The sequence below is a fragment of the Halorientalis marina genome (genome assembly GCF_023028345.1).
In the GTDB taxonomy this organism is placed as follows: Archaea; Halobacteriota; Halobacteria; order Halobacteriales; family Haloarculaceae; genus Halorientalis; species Halorientalis marina.
Window position 1 is genome coordinate 1,272,929 of the sequence record NZ_CP095487.1, and the last position, 16,028, is coordinate 1,288,956.

General features: G+C 68.2%; 19 protein-coding genes. 7 read left to right on the forward strand and 12 right to left on the reverse strand.

What is annotated here, in order from left to right; translation table 11 throughout:
* Window positions 1-68 precede the first annotated feature (68 nt).
* Window positions 69-722: a DUF502 domain-containing protein gene (locus tag MUG96_RS06495; RefSeq protein WP_246987612.1), complete on the forward strand. Its 654-nt coding sequence runs from the start codon at window positions 69-71 to the stop codon at window positions 720-722.
* 12 nt (window positions 723-734) lie between these two features.
* Here MUG96_RS06495 and MUG96_RS06500 read toward each other — a convergent pair whose 3' ends face one another.
* Window positions 735-1,472: a GNAT family N-acetyltransferase gene (locus MUG96_RS06500; RefSeq protein ID WP_246987614.1), complete on the reverse strand. Its 738-nt coding sequence runs from the start codon at window positions 1,470-1,472 to the stop codon at window positions 735-737.
* Between the two features lie 311 nt (window positions 1,473-1,783).
* On the opposite strand from MUG96_RS06500, the gene MUG96_RS06505 reads away from it, so the two are divergent.
* A complete protein-coding gene (locus tag MUG96_RS06505) occupies window positions 1,784-2,506 on the forward strand; it encodes an HD domain-containing protein (RefSeq protein WP_246987616.1) in 723 nt (240 codons plus the stop codon).
* Here MUG96_RS06505 and MUG96_RS06510 read toward each other — a convergent pair.
* Complete coding sequence (locus MUG96_RS06510; protein WP_246987618.1) at window positions 2,503-3,219, reverse strand: LysE family translocator; 717 nt, start codon at window positions 3,217-3,219, stop codon at window positions 2,503-2,505. The two genes, MUG96_RS06505 and MUG96_RS06510, sit on opposite strands and share 4 nt — an antisense overlap.
* A gap of 78 nt (window positions 3,220-3,297) precedes the next feature.
* Entirely contained in the window at window positions 3,298-4,485 is a 1,188-nt protein-coding gene (locus tag MUG96_RS06515; protein WP_246987620.1) for a threonine synthase, read from the reverse strand.
* A gap of 87 nt (window positions 4,486-4,572) precedes the next feature.
* Here MUG96_RS06515 and MUG96_RS06520 point away from each other — a divergent pair, with 87 nt between their 5' ends.
* A complete protein-coding gene (locus MUG96_RS06520; protein ID WP_246987621.1) occupies window positions 4,573-5,832 on the forward strand; it encodes an NAD(P)/FAD-dependent oxidoreductase in 1,260 nt (419 codons plus the stop codon).
* On the opposite strand, the gene MUG96_RS06525 is transcribed toward MUG96_RS06520, so the two are convergent.
* Complete coding sequence (locus tag MUG96_RS06525) at window positions 5,824-6,576, reverse strand: metallophosphoesterase (RefSeq protein ID WP_246987622.1); 753 nt, start codon at window positions 6,574-6,576, stop codon at window positions 5,824-5,826. The genes MUG96_RS06520 and MUG96_RS06525 overlap by 9 nt on opposite strands.
* A 93-nt stretch (window positions 6,577-6,669) precedes the next feature.
* On the opposite strand from MUG96_RS06525, the gene MUG96_RS06530 reads away from it, so the two are divergent.
* A complete protein-coding gene (locus MUG96_RS06530) occupies window positions 6,670-7,437 on the forward strand; it encodes a DUF7839 domain-containing protein (RefSeq protein WP_246987623.1) in 768 nt (255 codons plus the stop codon).
* A gap of 22 nt (window positions 7,438-7,459) precedes the next feature.
* Here MUG96_RS06530 and MUG96_RS06535 read toward each other — a convergent pair whose 3' ends face one another.
* From MUG96_RS06535 to MUG96_RS06565, 7 genes are all read right to left on the reverse strand, one after another.
* On the reverse strand, window positions 7,460-8,065 hold the full coding sequence (locus MUG96_RS06535; protein ID WP_246987624.1) for a J domain-containing protein: 606 nt from the start codon (window positions 8,063-8,065) through the stop codon (window positions 7,460-7,462).
* A 53-nt stretch (window positions 8,066-8,118) separates the two neighbouring features.
* Window positions 8,119-9,180, reverse strand: coding sequence for a CNNM domain-containing protein (locus MUG96_RS06540; RefSeq protein WP_246987625.1), 1,062 nt, complete (start codon window positions 9,178-9,180; stop codon window positions 8,119-8,121).
* Window positions 9,181-9,254: 74 nt separating this feature from the next.
* Window positions 9,255-10,010 carry a proteasome assembly chaperone family protein gene (locus MUG96_RS06545; RefSeq protein ID WP_246987626.1) on the reverse strand — a complete coding sequence of 252 codons (756 nt, stop codon included), beginning with the start codon at window positions 10,008-10,010 and terminating at the stop codon, window positions 9,255-9,257.
* A 5-nt stretch (window positions 10,011-10,015) separates the two neighbouring features.
* Complete coding sequence (locus MUG96_RS06550) at window positions 10,016-10,198, reverse strand: RNA-protein complex protein Nop10 (RefSeq protein ID WP_246987628.1); 183 nt, start codon at window positions 10,196-10,198, stop codon at window positions 10,016-10,018.
* A 13-nt stretch (window positions 10,199-10,211) separates the two neighbouring features.
* Entirely contained in the window at window positions 10,212-11,012 is an 801-nt protein-coding gene (locus MUG96_RS06555) for a translation initiation factor IF-2 subunit alpha (RefSeq protein WP_246987629.1), read from the reverse strand.
* A gap of 53 nt (window positions 11,013-11,065) precedes the next feature.
* Window positions 11,066-11,239 carry a 30S ribosomal protein S27e gene (locus tag MUG96_RS06560; RefSeq protein ID WP_246987631.1) on the reverse strand — a complete coding sequence of 58 codons (174 nt, stop codon included), beginning with the start codon at window positions 11,237-11,239 and terminating at the stop codon, window positions 11,066-11,068.
* A gap of 2 nt (window positions 11,240-11,241) precedes the next feature.
* Window positions 11,242-11,526 carry a 50S ribosomal protein L44e gene (locus tag MUG96_RS06565; protein WP_246987633.1) on the reverse strand — a complete coding sequence of 95 codons (285 nt, stop codon included), beginning with the start codon at window positions 11,524-11,526 and terminating at the stop codon, window positions 11,242-11,244.
* Window positions 11,527-11,799: 273 nt separating this feature from the next.
* On the opposite strand from MUG96_RS06565, the gene MUG96_RS06570 reads away from it, so the two are divergent.
* Entirely contained in the window at window positions 11,800-12,060 is a 261-nt protein-coding gene (locus tag MUG96_RS06570; protein ID WP_246987635.1) for an HAH_0734 family protein, read from the forward strand.
* A gap of 176 nt (window positions 12,061-12,236) precedes the next feature.
* Here the strand turns inward: MUG96_RS06570 and MUG96_RS06575 are convergent, their stop codons facing one another.
* Complete coding sequence (locus tag MUG96_RS06575) at window positions 12,237-14,672, reverse strand: DUF2298 domain-containing protein (protein ID WP_246987637.1); 2,436 nt, start codon at window positions 14,670-14,672, stop codon at window positions 12,237-12,239.
* 98 nt (window positions 14,673-14,770) lie between these two features.
* Between MUG96_RS06575 and MUG96_RS06580 the strand changes: the two genes are divergently transcribed.
* Together MUG96_RS06580 and MUG96_RS06585 are read left to right on the forward strand one after the other, a co-directional pair.
* Window positions 14,771-15,535, forward strand: a complete 765-nt coding sequence (locus MUG96_RS06580; protein WP_246987639.1) for a glycosyltransferase — start codon at window positions 14,771-14,773, stop codon at window positions 15,533-15,535.
* Window positions 15,532-15,987 (forward strand): GtrA family protein, encoded by a 456-nt coding sequence (locus tag MUG96_RS06585; RefSeq protein ID WP_246987641.1) that lies wholly within the window; start codon window positions 15,532-15,534, stop codon window positions 15,985-15,987. The genes MUG96_RS06580 and MUG96_RS06585 overlap by 4 nt, the downstream gene beginning before the upstream one ends.
* Window positions 15,988-16,028: the final 41 nt, after the last annotated feature.

The following is a 16,028-nucleotide window of genomic DNA, read 5'->3' on the forward strand; positions in this document are numbered from 1 at the left end:
ACGGACGCTGGGCTCAAAACCCTTCGCGCCGCCGTCACGCTTTTTCGGGGCGAGAGAGATTCCCGGGCATGGACGTCTCGAAGGTAGTGCGGAGCAGTTTCGTCGCGGGACTGGCACTGATCGCACCGCTGATCGTCACGGTGGTCGCCCTCCGCTTTCTCCTGAACTGGCTGACGACGTTCATCGATCCGGTGGTTCAGGGGACGCGACTGGCCCAGTACACGGCGAACATCGAGGTGGTCGCGCAGGCGCTCGCGGCGGTGTTGATCCTCCTCCTCATCACGCTACTTGGCTATCTCGCACAGCGCAGCCTCGGCGAACGGCTGTTCGGCTGGCTGGACCGCGGCGTCGGCCTGGTGCCGCTCGTGCGGGTCATCTACTCCAGCGTCCGGCAGGTCTCGAACGCGCTGATGGAACAGTCGAGCCGCTACGAGAGCGTCGTCCTCGTCGAGTACCCGCGGGAGGGCGTCTACACGCTCGGGTTCGTGACCGGTGACGCGCCGGACCAGACCCGGGACGTGACCGGCGGCGAGGCCTTCAACGTCTTCCTGCCGAACAGCCCGAACCCGACCGGCGGGCGACTCCTGTTGGTTCCGGCCGACCAGGTCCACGAGGTCGATATCAGCGTCCGGCGCGGGATCAGACTGCTCGTGACGACCGGGATCGCCGAACGGGAGGAGGAGGTCAGGCAGCTCCGCGAGGACGTCGAGATCGATGACTGACCGGTCGGTGGGTCACAGATACGCGGCGTCCCACCGCGTCGGTTTTCGGGAGTTGCCGCAGTTGTCACACTCGATGCGGCCCATCGCGTCCATCGCGTTGGCGAGGTTGTCACACTTCCCGCAGTAGTAGCCGTAGAGCTCGTCCCGCTCCTCGTCGCTGTAGACGGTGTGGAAGGCGCCGATTGATCCCTGGTCGATGTCGTCGCGGTCGACGTAGACGGTGGTGTCGTCGTCGGTCGTGACTGGCTGGAGCCCGGTCGGTTCCGCCTCGACGTAGAGGATTTCGGTGTGGGTCCGACCGTCGATCTCGATCTCGCCTTCCCCCGCTTTCTCGAAGCCGCGCTGTTTGTAGAAGGTGTTGCCGGCCTCGTTGATCGACAGGACCCGACCCCGGAGGTCGGCGGCGCCGGCCTCGTGAAGGCGGTCACGGGTCTCCTCGAACAGATCCGCGCCGAACCCCTGGCCGCGGTAGTCGGGGTGGACGTGCAGCCAGAGCAGGTCCGCGGTCGTCCGGTCGTCGTTCTCGATGAGGACGCTCTCGGTGAACGCCACCGGGTCCCCGTCGAGTTCGCCGACGAGCAGGAGACCGTCCTCGCGGTCGATCTTCTCCTCGAGGCTGTCGTCGCCGTACCACTGTCTGACGGCGTTCTCGATGGTCCCCGGGCTCAGGGAGTACGACGCTTCGAGCGAGCGCGTCGCGATCTCCCTCATCGCTTCCCCATCCTCGTGTGACGCGTTGCGGAACTCCATACATCCACTATGACACTCGGCCGCATAAATCTACGTCCACGACGTGAATTTTCACTGGGCGTGCCGTTCGACTCCCGTTTCGACACGTCGTGGCCGAATCGGCGGGTATCTGTCAACGGACGCGTTCGGAAACGGGGGTGTTACACCGGCTGGCCGTCGACGAAGGTGGGACGGCCCGGGTGTGAGGGGGGTTCCTATCCCGTCGAACCGGCCAGCGGCGCCCCGGTGTAGGGTTGTCGTAACGCTAAAGACCCGCACACGCTTTTATATCGGTAAGATGAACATCGAACGTCACGTCGGGAGGTGGTTCCGTGGGTGTTGAGATTCGGGAATCACCGGTCTCCGACGACGAATTCGCCGAAATGAAGGCGTTCGTCCACGACTATCTCGAGGCGAGCGTCGAGAGCGAGGACGAAGGCGGTCGGATGCGGTGGTACCCCTGGCACTCCGCGGCTTACCGGTTCAATCACATCATGAACGTGGTCGAACTGGCGGCCGACATCGCCGAGCAAGAGGGCGCGAACGTCGACGCCACGCGCGTCGCCGCCCTCTTTCACGACATCGCGAAACTGGAAGCCGAACAGGACGTCCACGCCGAGGAAGGTGCCCGCATCGCCCGCGAGTACCTCACGACCCACGGCGACTATCCACAGTCGTTCGTCGACCAGGTCTGTGCGGCCGTCCGGGACCACTCCTATCAGGGCGACCTGACGGACCTCTCCCTGGAGACGCAGTGTCTCATCGAGGCCGACCTGCTCGACAAGGTCGGCGCGAACGGGACCGCACTGATGCTGTTGCGGATGGGCTACGAGTCACGGACACACATGGACGCCTCGGAGATGGTCGGACGCGTCCTCGAACGCGGTCACGACGCCGCCGAGCGTGTCGAGAGCGACACCGCCGAGAGCATCGTCCACCAGCGCCTCAAGCGTGTTCGGTGGTTTCAGGAGTGGCTCGAATCGGAAGTCGCCCGGATGGGTGACCTCGATGCCGAGCTGAGCCCCGAGATGGCTAAAGAGCTGGACACCGACTAGAACAGCGTCGTCGCGGCGTCGTAACAGAAGAGGATGCCGAACCCGCCGAGGACGACGGCACTCCCTGCCGCTACCAGCGGCGCCAGTCTGTCGACCCGCCGGCCGGCGGCCACCAGCGTCGCCGGGAATCCGACGATCCAGCAGACGATGCCGCCGAACAGGCCCACGAGCAGCGCCGGGCTCCCCGTGCGCACGACGAGCAGGCCCGTCAGCTCCGCGCCCACGTAGGGCGTCTTCGCGAGCACGTCCACCACGCCGGGCTCCAGCAGTCCCACGCCGACGGTCAGCCAGAAGGCGATCTGGTAGGGGTTGGTGATGGCGAGCGCGAACGCCTTTCTGAAGCCCCGACTGGTCCCGCCCAGTTCGCTCGGTGCCCCCCCGAACCCCGCGGTCCCGTCACCGGACGCGAACCCCTCGCGTGCGTCGTCGGCCGCCCCGTACGCGAAGTAGAGCATGAGGAGGCCGCCGACGAGGATCATGGTGCCACGGAGCGTCGGGGCGTCCCGGACGACGGCGACGACGCCGGCCAGCGAGAGGAGGAAAAAACAGAGGTCGGCGGTCATCGCCCCGAGGCCGGCGGTGAAGCCGGCGAGCCAGCCACGGACGACGCTCTCCTCGGCGATGATCGCGTTCATCGGCCCCGGCGGCGCAGCCAGGGCGAGTCCGAAGACGATTCCGGCACCGAACGTCACGACGAGTCCGCCGAGGGCCATCGCCCACCACTGCGAACTCGCGGCCAATACGTCTGGTGACTCGGATGGTGGGGTGCCGCCGCAAGTCACTCCGGGCGGTCAGATCCCCTTGCTCATCAGGTGGCTCCGCAGGATGTCGTTGTCCTTGTTCCCGGTCGCTGGGTTGCAAACGACCACGGTATCGTTGGCGCCGAGCGGACCGTCCTCGGCGAGCTTTCGAGCGCCGCTGACGGCGGCACCGGCGGCGGCACCGAGTTCCAGCCCCTCCGTCTCGGCCACGGACACGGCCGCTTCGAGGATCGCCCGGTCCTCGCTTTCGACCGCCCCGCCATCGGTCTCGCGGACGGCGTCGATGACGAGCGGGCTCCCGGTCGGGTCGGCGACTTCCAGCGCGCCACAGATGGTATCCGGGCGCTCGACGGGCTCGTGTTCGTCGAGACCGTCGGTGAACGCCTCGACGATGGGCGCACATCCCGCCGCCTGTGTGGCGTAGAGCGCCGGCGCCCCGTCGACGATGTCGAGCTCGTGGAGGTCGCGGAAGCCGCGGTGGAGCCCGGTCAGCGTGATGCCGTGGCCGACGGGGGTGACGACGGCGTCCGGGGCCGTCCAGTCCAGGTCGGCGGCGATCTCGTAGGCGAGCGTCTTCGCGCCCTCCTGGCGGACGGGCGTCTCGAAGGCGGTCAGCGCGTACCAGTCGTTTTCGGCTTCCTCGGCGTAGACCCGAGCCGAGTCGCCGTACCGGCCTTCGCCGACGGACATATCGCCGCCGTGGACGTTGATCATCGCCTTGTTGAGGAAGGGCATCCGCGAGGGGGCGAAGGTGTGTGAGTCCAGTCCCGCCCGGGCGGCGTAGGCGGCCATCGCCTGGCCGCCGTTGCCGGTCGTCGGGAGACCCACGTCGGTCGCGCCCGCCTCGGCGGCGGCGGTCACGGCCACCGCCATCTCGCGGTCGCGGACGCTTCCCGTCGGGTTCCGCCCCTCGTCTTTGACCAGCACGCGGCCGACACCGATGTCCTCGGCCAGCGTCGAGCAGGCGACGAGCGGCGTCGCGCCCTCGTTCATGGAGACGAGCGCGTCGGCCGGGACGGGGAGGAGGTCGGCGTAGCGTTCGAGGCCGGCCTCGTGACGCGGCGCGAGGTCGTCGGCGGTCACGGCCGCGGCGTCGTGGTCGTAGGCCGCTTCCAGCAGGCCGCCACAGTCCGGACAGCGGTGGCTGGCGTCGTCGAGCGGGAAGGACTCGCCACAGTCCGTACATGCGAGGCCGCGAAACGCCGGTGTCGTGGGCATACCCGCGTCTCGGGACGGCACGGACAAAACGCCTGCCATCGACCCCGCATCACCGCGGTTTTGTGGGCCCGGGCCGAACCCGTGGCTATGTCACAGGTCGTGGTCGTCGGCGCGGGACTGGCCGGACTGGTCGCCGCGCGCCACCTCGCCGTCGACGGCGTGGACGTGCGAGTACTGGAACGTCGCGACGAGGTCGGAGGCCGGGTCCGCTCCGTCCACGCGGACGGCTACACGTTCGACCGGGGGTTTCAGGTCCTCTTTACCGCCTACCCGGCCGCGAGGCGCGAACTCGATTTCGACGCGCTCGACCTCCGCTATTTCACCGGCGGCGCGACCATCGCCCACCCCGGCCGTCGCTCGGTGCTCGCCGACCCCCTCGACAACCTCGGCGACCTCACCGAGACGCTGTTCAACACCGACGTCCGGACGACCGACAAACTCCGACTCTTTCGACTCCAGCGGCGCCTCGGGAAACTCGACTTCCCGGACTGTTTCGACCGCGGGCCGGACCAGTCCATCGAGGCGTATCTCGCCGAGCAGGGGTTCTCCCGGCGGTTCGTCGACAACTTCGCCGCCCCCTTCTACGGCGGCATCACGCTCGACCGCTCGCTGTCGACCGACGCCGGCGTCTTCCGCTACACGTTCAAGGCGCTCTCGGAAGGGAAGACGGCCGTTCCCGCCGACGGGATGGGCGCAATCACCGCCCAGCTCGCCGAGCGCGCCCGCGCGGCCGGCGCGACCGTCGAACTCGACACCCGCGTCGAATCGCTCGACGCGCACAACGACGGCGTCAGCGTCGAGACGGACGGCGAGAGCATCGACGCCGACGGGGCGGTCGTCGCGACCGACCCGCCGACCGCCGCGGAACTGACCGGCGTCGACGACGTCCCGGCCGGGACGAAGGGGTGTGTCACGCAGTACTACTCGCTCCCGGGACACATCGACCTCGACACCGGGAAGAAGATACTGCTCAACGCGGCGAGTGCGGACCCCAACCAGATCGCGCCGCTGTCGGCCGTCGCGCCCGAGTACGCGCCCGACGACCGGACGCTCGTGAGCGCGACGTGGCTCGGTGAGGGGGACCGGGCCGACGACGACGAACTCGCCGCCCGGGGCCGTGAGGTCCTCGAATCCTGGTATCCCGAGCGCCGTTTCGACGACTTCCGGTGTGTCAGGACCGAGCGCATCGACGTGGCGCAGTTCGACCAGCCGCCGGGGTTCCGGACTGACCTGCCCGCCGTCGACGCCCCCGAGGGACCGGTCGTCCTCGCCGGCGACTACACTCGCTGGTCGTCGATCCAGGGCGCGCTGGAGAGCGGGCGGGTCGCGGCCGACCGCCTACAGTAACTCCCGGAACTCGCCGAGCGGCGGGAACGCGCGGGTTTCGTCGGCCTCCTCGTCGCGGACGATGGGCTGGAACCGGTCCAGGTCCGCGACGAGCGGCGAACTCAGGTCCGCCGTCCCGTGCCGTCGGTTGATCGAGACGCCGCCGGCGAGGTGGGTAAAGGCCGGCAGAACCAGGACGGCCGCCCCGCGGTAGGCGTCCGCCGCGTAGAGGTAACAGTGCCACTTCCGCCCCTCGACGGTGATCGCCGGGTGGTCGTGCCCGATCACGTAACAGTCCGCATCGGCCGCCGGTTCGGTATGACCGTGACAGACCACCGTCCGCCCGTCACCCTCACCGTTCTGAATGGTGCCCTCGTGAGAACTATCGGCCTCGACGACTTCGGGGATGCCAGAGAGCGTGTACTCAGTCTCGGTCGGACCCTGCCAGACGCTGTCGAGCATCGAGTCGTGGTTCCCCGGCGTGACGATCAGTCGGGTGCCGGACTCACGGACCCGGCCCGAAAGCGCCCGGACCGTCTCCCGCACGTCCGAGGGGACCCGGTCGAACGAGTGGAGGAAATCACCTGCGACGACGACCGTCTCGGGGTCGTAGCGGTCGACCAATGCGCTCAGCCGCTCCAGCAGGTGGTCACGCTCGCCAAGCGGTAACTCGACGTTCGAGGCTGTCCCCCTCCCCACGTGGAGGTCGGCGACGACGAGGGTGTCCCCGAGCAGGACCGCGCGGTCACGGAGGGTCGCGTCCATCGACCACCCTTCGGGCCGCGGCGAGTAAATGCCTGCCGACGTCCTTCGGTCCGTTCGCCGTGGGTTTATAAGCGGAGCGTCCGAGTAACCGATATGGTCGACGTCCTCGAAACCAAGCGGGCCGCGACGCGGTTTCGTATCCTCGTCGAGATCGCGGACCGTCAGCCCGCGGTGAGTCAGGGGGAGATCGCGGAGGCCGTCGGCGTCACCAGCCAGGCTGTCAGCGAGTACATCCGCGAACTCGTCGACGAGGGCCTCGTCGAGAAGGAAGGTCGGTCGCGGTACCGCGTCACGAAAGAGGGGGTCGACTGGCTCTTCCAGGCCGCGACCGACGTGCGCCGCTACGCCGAACACGTCACCGAGGGCGTCCTCGGCAGCGTCCAGGAGGACGCCGCCATCGCCACCGAGGCAATCGCCGAAGGCGACCCGGTCACGCTCTCGCTCCGTGAGGGCCTGCTCCGCGCGACACCCGGCGAAGAGGGGTCGGCGACCGGCGTCGCCACGACCGACGCCGACGCCGACGAAGTCGTCGGCGTCACCGGCTTCGAGGGCGTCATCGACCTCGACCCGGGCCACGTCCGGGTGATCCAGGTCCGCCCGGTCCGTTCGGGTGGTGTCGAGGCCGTCGACGAGATCGCCGACGCCTGCGCCGACGCCGACCTCGTGACCGCCGCCGGCGTCGAGGCCGTCGTCGCCCTCCGGGACGCCGGCATCACGGACCACAGCTACTTCGCCGCCGGTGAGGTGGCCGCCGATGCCGCCAACCGCGGCCAGCAGGTCGTCGTCGTCGCCACTACCGACGAAGTCGGGCGAATCACCGACGCCCTCCGCGACGCCGGCGTGGCCTACGAAGTGACCTGACGATGCCTCTAGTCGGCCCCGCTCACCTCGCGTGTTTTTTCGCCGTCGTGTAGGCTTCGCGGACCCGCTCGAACTCGTCGCGGTCGCCGCCGTGGTCCGGGTGGACCTCCTTGATCTTCTCCCGGTAAGCGCGCTTGATCTCCTCGACGCCCGCTCCGTCTGCGACTCCGAGGACGGCGAAGGCCGCTCGCTCCGGGTCCAGGTCGCCGTCTTCGCCGTCGAGGTCGATCTCGGGCGTCTCGAAGGGGAGGCGGTGGCCGAGCACGACCCCGGGCATCTCGTGTTCGACCAGCACCGGCTCCGTCGCCGAGCGGTCGATACGGTAGAACGCCCGGGCGTCGAAGGTGATCGCCACGTCCCGTTTCGGGAGGTAGAAGTCGACGTGCTGGCCCGCCACGGGGTGGCCCTCCGCGTACTGCTCGTCGATGGCATCGAGGTAGTGTCTGATCTCCTTGCGCCGGCGTGCCTCGGTCCGCTCGCCGGCCTCGCGTCCTCCGGCCGTCCGCTCGCCGGGGAACCGGCGCACGATGAGATAGAAGAGCACGGCGACGAGGAGGCTCCCCGCGACGCCGAGGAGCGCGCCGTCGACCAGCCACTGCGGGAGCGCCGCCAGCACCTCCGGTGACACGAGCCACCGTACGGCTCGTCAGCGTATGAAACGTTCGCTGTCGGGTCGCGCTCTCAGAGGGCGTTCTGGTCGATCGGGTCCTCGATGTCGCCCATGACCGACTCCAGCAGGTCGGTGACGGTCACCATCCCGACGACCGCGCCGTCCTCGATGACGAACGCGAGTTCCTGGCTCTCGGCCTGGAACTGGTCGACGGCGTCGCTGACGTCTGTATCCGGCGACATCGTCATCGGCGGGGCGGTGAGGTCCTCGAAGTCGAGGTCGCCCCCGGCGAGGTCCTCCCGGTGTCGCGCGAGGATCGGGAAGTAGAGGATGCCGACGAAGTCGGTCAGGTCCTCGCCGACTAGCGGATACCGGGTGTGTGGGTGCTCCTCCATCCGGCGGAAGTTCTCCTCGGAGTCGGCCGCCGTCGACAGCGCGACGATCTCCTCTGCGGGGAGCATCACGTCTCGAATCGATTGTTCACCGATCTGGAGGGCGTTCATCACCTCCTCCTGCCGTTCTTCGGAGAGGTTCCCCTCGTCGAGGACCGTCCCGAGCCGGTTCCGGAGGTCGGCCCGCGATTCGATGACGTCCTCCTCGGTTTCGAGCCAGGCGCCGGTCATCTCGATGCCGAACAGTTTGAGCGTCCCCTTCGCGATCCCGTCACCGAGCGTGATGACCGGGGAGATGAGCCAGTGGAACCAGTACAGCGGCGCCGCACCGTACCGACACACGAACCGCGACCGCTCGACGCCGAGGTAGGTCGGCGTCTGCTCGCCGTGGGTGAGGTGGACGAGGTTGATGATCAGGAAGGCGATGATGGCGCCCGCGCCGACTGAGGCAAGCGCCGTGGTCTCGAACAGTGGCTCGAAAAGCGCCGCCAGCGCCGGCTCCGCGACGATCCCGACCGCGATGCTGGACGCCGTGATCCCGACCTGGCAGGTCGTGAGATACAGCTCGAGGTTCTGCGTCATCTCCCAGGCCCGCTCCAGCGCGGGGTTGTCCCCGACGAACTCCGATTCGGTGAACTGCCTGGCGCGCGTCAGCGCGAACTCTATCGCGACGAAAAAGCCGTTCGTCAGGATGAGCGCGAGTCCCGCCACGAGCCGGATCGCCAGCTCGATCGTGTTCATCGCCGGCGTTGTTCTGCCGCGTCCCGTTTATGTCCAGCGGAAGAGCCGTTCCGGGGACCGGACCCCGTACCTTCTCAGCCGATGTACCGCAGGTCCTCGTCGGAGGGGGTCGGCGTGCCCTGTTCCATCTCCTGGATCTTCCGGACGACCTCTTCCATCTCCTCGGCGCGGTCCTCCAGCGAGCCGAAGTCGACCTCGAAGCCGACGACCTCCTGCAGGACCGTCAGCACGGCCTGCGCGCTCTTGGGATCGACGAGGTAGCCGCTGGTCTCGCCCATCAGGCAGGCGGCCCCGAAGTCGCGGCGTTCACCAAGCCCCAGGAGGAGGCCGGAGACGCCGACGATGCCCCCGGCGGGTTCGTCCTCGCGGAATTCCACGTCGGCGGCTTCGAGGTCGTCGACGAGCGCGTCGGTCGTCGCCGCGCCGAGCACGTCGTACTCCTCGATGAGTTCGCCTGTCGGGACGCCGCCGAGGGCGAACACCCGCTCGACGCCGAACTCGTCGGCCACGTCGAGGAACTGGTCGGTCAGGCGGTAGTGGCCCCGGTTGTCCTGTGCTTGGTGGTCGCCGGTCAACACGAGCAGGTCCTGGCCCTGGTCGGTGTGGACCGCGTGGAACTCGGCGCCCGCCAACTTGGTCCGTCCCTCGTCGACGGTGACCTGTGGCGGGAAGTGCTGTGAGTAGACGTTCCGCACCGGTTCGCCGTCGAGTTCCTCGAGCAGGTGTTCGGCGGCGAGTTTCCCGACGTGGCCGACACCAGGGAGCCCCTCGATGAGAACCGGATCGTCCAGCTCCGGGTCCGCGAGCGTCTCGATCTCGAACTCGTCCATAGCCCTTACTCGCGGTTCCGCCGCTTAATAGCGCGTCGATATTTCCCGTAGGGGTCGGCCGGGTCGAACGGTGCCGGGGCGCTGTTGACCGCGTCTCCATCGCACTCGGGACAGGTCTCGGTCAGCGTGTACACCGGCCGCTCGTGGGCGTCCTCCCAGTCGGCACAGACGCGAATGTCGGACTTCATTTCCCGCGGGCCGTTACTCTTCCTCGGTGTGGCGCTCGCGGTGGTACTCGCCGCTGCCACCGTGTTCCGCGATGACCGCGGCGGCGCGCTCGGCGCTCTCTTCGAGGTGGCTCTCGGCGGTCTTGTAGTCCGGTGCCCGGACGGTGATGCGGTACTCCGGGGAGCCGACGTAGGTGACTTCGAGATCGACCTCGTCCGGAATTTCGCCGTTGCCCTCCGCAGCCTGGAGCGCCTCCTTGACCGCGTCGACGCCGTCGGGGCTCGCGACCTGGAGGTCGACGTACCCCGTGACGTTGACGTAGGGGACCGAGACGTTCTCGCGAGCGGTCTCGACGATGGCGTCGACCTCTTCGTCGGTGAGGTCCGTGTCCTCGAGGGCTTCGGTCCCGTGGATGGCCGCCTGCTCGAAGCCGTCGTACATCGAGCCGAACTCCGCCAGCAGGACGTTCGCGACGCCCGCGTACTTCTCGTCGTCCAGGTCCTCGCCGAAGGCCAGTTCCATCCAGTTGTCGGCCTTCTGCTCGTTTTTCCACTCCTGGATCTTGTCCTTGCGCTGGTGGTCGTTGACGTCCTTGATCGAGAGGTCGATCTGGACGGACTCCTCGTCGACCTCCAGGACCTTGGCGACGACCGTCTGGCCCTCGCTGACGTGGTCACGAACGTTCTTGATCCACCCGGAGGCGACCTCGCTGATGTGACAGAGACCGCGCTTGTCCTCGTACTCCAGTAGATCGACGAAGACGCCGAAATCCTCGATCTCGTCGATCCGGCCGACGACCAGTTCACCGGACTCTGGCCAGCCGCTGTATTTCATACGCCACGCTTCGAAGCCGAGGCGTTAAAACCCGCCGCTTCGCCGCGCCCCGTCTATCGGGCTTCGACGACTTCGAGGACCTCGCCCTCGATGGCCGCCTTCCCGCCCGTCGGTCGGGCGAGGGTGTGACCACAGACCGCACAGGAGACGTCCGTCGCGGCCTTCTCGAAGACCGTCTGTTCGTTCTCACAGTCCGGGCACTGAACGGTGATGAAGCTCCCCGCCATGATTACTCCTGGAACTCCAGTCGACCGGCGCGCCATCCCTCGCGGAGGTGGGCCTTCCCACACTCGGCACAGCGGTACTTCAGGTCGGTCTTCTTGGTGGGCTTGTCCCCACCGGGGACCTTCGAGAACTTCCCCTTGTTTCCGATGCCCGACCCGCGGCGCTTGGCCTGGCGGTCGTTGACCTTTTTCATTCCCGAGGACCGGCCCGTACGGACCTTCTCGACCTCGTGTTCGTGATGCTCGTTACAATGTGGACAGTACGTGTTAAATCGGCGCGGCATCTCCATAGATATCGACCTTGCCAGTCCTTCGCCACTGCCGCTTAAAACCAGTTTGGTTTCCAGACGGCGCGACCGCAGGGAGCGCCGTCGAACGAGCGAGCGGCGACCACCGGAAGCCGCGAGCAGGGATGGGCTGGCGCGACCGAAGGGAGCGCCAGCAGAAAGCCGAACGGTGACCATCGGGAGCCGTGAGGCGGACGGCCGAGCGCCCCCGCTACCGCCAGCTCTCGGCTACCCAGTGTCGAAGCGCTTAACAGCGGTTCGACCGAACGCGCGAGTATGAAGCAGCTCATCATCCGCGGGGACCCCGGCATCCGGAAGGGTGCGCTCATCGAGTACGACGGCGAGGAGTACTTCTGTTTCGGCATTTCCCGGCAGGGTGAGTGGCACGGCCCCGACCGCGTCCAGTTGTGGTGTACGGTCGGCGAGGAGGAGACTGAGATGGAAAAATACGAGCGCCGCGAGTACGTCCCCATGCACCTCGAAACCATGTCCGCCGACGCCGAGGAGATCGAGGTCATCCGCAAACGAGCCGCCTGACGAGTTCCAGCACCTCTTTCTCCGCCCGGCTGGCCCCTCGACGGAAGCCGATGCGTACTCGTGGCTCCGTGACACTGTGCGATAGTATCTTTCTCCGGCCGCTGAGCGGCGAATAATGCGGGGAGTTGCCGTCACGGGTGGCCGGTGGGTAGCGCTCGCTTCGCGGTCCGCGGTGTTCAGCTCGCCTGACCGTCGGTGGTTTCGAGCGCGTCCTGGTCGACCCGATAGATCGTCACCGCGTCCCACCGCTTCTCGACGGTGACGCCCTCGATGCCGGCGAACGCCGGCCGGCCGTAGGTCTCCTGCTCTGCCGGGCCGACGTAGACGTACTCGACGTCGTACTGACGCAGGAGCCGCACCCGCTCGGCCGGCGAGCCGGTGTAGATCGTCCGAACGTCCGAGACGCGCGTCCGGTACGCCTCCTGGCCGCGGTACCCGATCTCGTGGAACCACCCGACGACCGTCGGGACGCCGGTGAGACTCGACGGCGCGCTCGCACCGTCACCGTCCCGTGCGTTCCAGCTGTACCCGCCGGGCGCGGAGACGATGTTGGGCTGGCCCGCGACGTTCGTGTCCAGCCACTCGATGGCCGGCGCCTCGCCGGGGTGGCTGGTCTCGACGAACGCCGTCCCGTCGAGCGTCGGGTCGTCAACCCGGCTGGTCTCTTTCTCGCTTTGCCAGCCGGCGAAGTGGCTCTGGAGCGCGAACCCGGCGTACAGCGAGGTCGAGACGACGAGCAGTGCGGCGAAGACCGAGAAGGCCGGCTTCCAGCGGCCGCCGCTGAGCGACAGGCTCGGCCGGTGCTGGCTCACGAGGTGGGTGACGATCGCGCCGGCCGCGACGGCCCAGAGCACCCACACCTGCATGTAGGTCTTGAAGACGGTGTTGAGCCGACCGGGGCCGGCCTCCTCCTTGACGAAGAGCAGTTCGACCAGCAGGGCCAGGCCGGCGCCCGCGACGAGGAGGACGACCTCGAACCCCGGCCGGTCGCGGAGCCGGTCCCCGTCGGTCGATGCGTCACGTTCGGCTGTGGCCTCCTCGCTCTCGTCGACCGACTCCTCCTCCTCCGTGTCCTGCTCGCCACCGTCCGCGGCGGCAACCGAGGGGGCCGGGCGGCGCCCGACGTCGGACGCGCCGCCGGTGAACCGCAGGAGCGCCCAGCCGACGAAGATCAGCGGCCCGAACAGGAGGACTGCAGGGGCTTTCACCAGCCAGGCGACGACGGCGACGACGAGCAGCATCACCCAGGCCTTCACGGTGTCGGCCACGCGCGGGAGGCCGTGGCGCAGGAGGTAGGGAACGAACACGAGCAGGAAGCCACCGTGAACGATCAACAGCGGGCCGAGGGGGCTCCGTTCGGGGAACAGCCCGAGACTGCGGCTGGCGCCCGTGGCCGTCCCGAGCCAGAATGGGATGGACCAGACGAGGCCAAGCAGGACGACCCCGGCAGCCATCGCCACCGCCACCGTGAGTCGCCCGAGTTCGTCTTTCCCTCGACTGCCCGTGGTGCGGAGGAACGCTCCCAGTTGGTCCGGCAGTAGTGTCGTCGGGTCGGCCGGTGCCAGGAGGACGGCCAGGAGGGTGAGCCCGCCGATGCTCGGGAACGACCAGGTGTTGACGACCGCGAGCAGGCCGGCGATGGGCGGAACCACGCCGAGGACGAGCAACAACCGGTGGCGGACGTTCGCTCCCGGCGTCCGTGCGTACGAAAAGAGGGCGGCGGCGGCAAGCAACAGGAAGGGCGTGCTCATCATGTGTGCGTGGAGGTCCCCGTTCAGCCACGCGAAGAAGGGGAACTCGTTGATCGTCCCCTCGATGATTCGACTGGCGTGCCAGTAGCTGAAGCCGTCGCCACTTGCCAGCCCCTGTGCCTGGACGGCGAACAGGCCGCTGACGAATCCGCCGACGCTGTCGGGCAGGAAATTGACCGCCGCGGCACCGGCCGTCCGGAGGTTGCTCGCGATCCCGACGAAGAAGGCGCCGAACAGGCCGCCGAGGACCCGCGGCGACCCACGGGACGCGGCGAGCGAGCCGGCCACGCCGTAGGCCGCGGTCACGAGCATGGCGTAGAAGCCCGCGAGTGCGAGGTTGTACGCGAACCGCGGTGCGGTGCCGGTCAGCCGCGTCAACAGCGAGGCAAGCAGGTGCCCGCCGTAGTAGTACTTCACCGGCTCTCCGGCGAACCACATATCTTCGGGCGGGAGCGTCTCGGCCCGGAGCAGGGACCTGAGCAGGCCGAAATCGAGGAACTTCTCGCCGCCGCCGGGGTGGACCGCCGGGTCGACGGCCCGGATGGCGATCAGAAACAGGAAGGCGACGGCGAACACTGCGGCCGTCTCGCCGACGATTCGCGTGTCGATGTCGGGGTCGCCGAAGTAGACGGCCGCGACGACGGCCGCGAACAGGACGAGCAGACCGACCGGGACGGCGAGTGACAGCGAGAGGTGGCCGACCCAGTAGGCGACGACCCAGAGTATCGCGGCCGACAGCGGCACCGCGACGCCGGCCCCTCGGTCCGCCAGCCGGGGAAAGAGCGTGGCCGCCAGGGGCAGTCCGGCCAGCAGGAGGGCGATGTAGACGACGAGCCAGAGTGCGACGAGCCCGAACTCCATCATCCGACCCAAACTCGCGTCCGCGTATACCTTTTGTGTTGTCGCCCGACTGCGGTGAGCCGAACGGTTTTTGTCCGGCGCTCGCGGTGTGACAGGTAATGAGTCGGTCCCTGGGCGTCGTCGTGCCGGCCTACCGTCCCGACGTCGAACGGCTCTCGTCGTACGTCCGTGCCCTCGACGAACGGCTGTCGCCCGACGCCATCCGTATCGAACTCGACGCACCCGAGAGCGGCGTCCGGGAGGCACTCGCCGCCCTCCCGGCGACCGTCGGCGTCTCCCCGTACCGCCGCGGGAAAGGCGCCGCCGTCACCGCAGGCTTCGAGGCCCTCGATACCGACGTGCGCTCCTTCACCGACGCCGACGGGAGCACGCCGCCGGACTCGTTCGTGGCCGTCGTCGAGCCGGTCGTCGACGGACGGTTCGACCTCTCCGTGGGGTCGCGCCGCCATCCCGAGGCGACCGTCGAGAGTCACCAGACCGTCGCCCGCCGGTGGCTCGGCGAGGGGTTCGTCCGGCTGGCCCGACTGCTCCTCGATGCAGACCTCCACGACTACCAGTGCGGCGCGAAGGCGATCACCGCCGAGGCCTGGGAGCGGGTCCGCGAACATCTCTACGAGGCCGGGTTCGCCTGGGATATCGAACTGGTCGCCATCGCCGGGGCGCTGGACCTGCGCATCGCCGAGGTACCCATCACCTGGGAGGACCAGCCCGGGTCGACGGTCGAACCGATCCGGACCTCCCTGCGGATGGGCCGGGCGCTGTTCGCCGCCCGTCACCGGGCGAAACGCATCCGGGACAGCCGCCTCCACGCCGCCATCGCGGCGACCCGGGAGGAAGGCGACGCGCTGGTGGACCGTCGATGAGCGACCGCTCGCTCGACTCGCGGCTCGCGTCGCTGCTCTCGGGCGTCCGGTTCGGGAAGTTCGTCTCGGTCGGCGTCGCCGGGGCCGTCGTCGACACGACCGCGCTCTTCCTGCTCGTCCAGTTCGGCGGCCTGCCGGCGATCTGGGTCAACCTCCTCACCATCGAACTCGCCATCCTCGTGATGTTCGCCATCAACGAACGCTGGACGTTCGCGGAACACGGCCGCGAGGGGGCGCTCCCCAACCGATTGCTTCGTTCGCACGCCGTCCGTGCGACGGGGACGACGGTCCAGATCGTGGTGTTCACCCTCCTCTACGAGTTCGTCGCCGTCACGCTGATCGACGGGATCGATCTCTGGTTGCTGGTCGCGAAGGGGACTGGAATCGGACTGGGGATGCTGGTGAACTACGTCTTCGAGAGCCTGTTCACGTGGCGTGTGCACACGGAGTGAGCGGGGGAGAAATTCACAGACGGCTTGCGAATCACAACCCT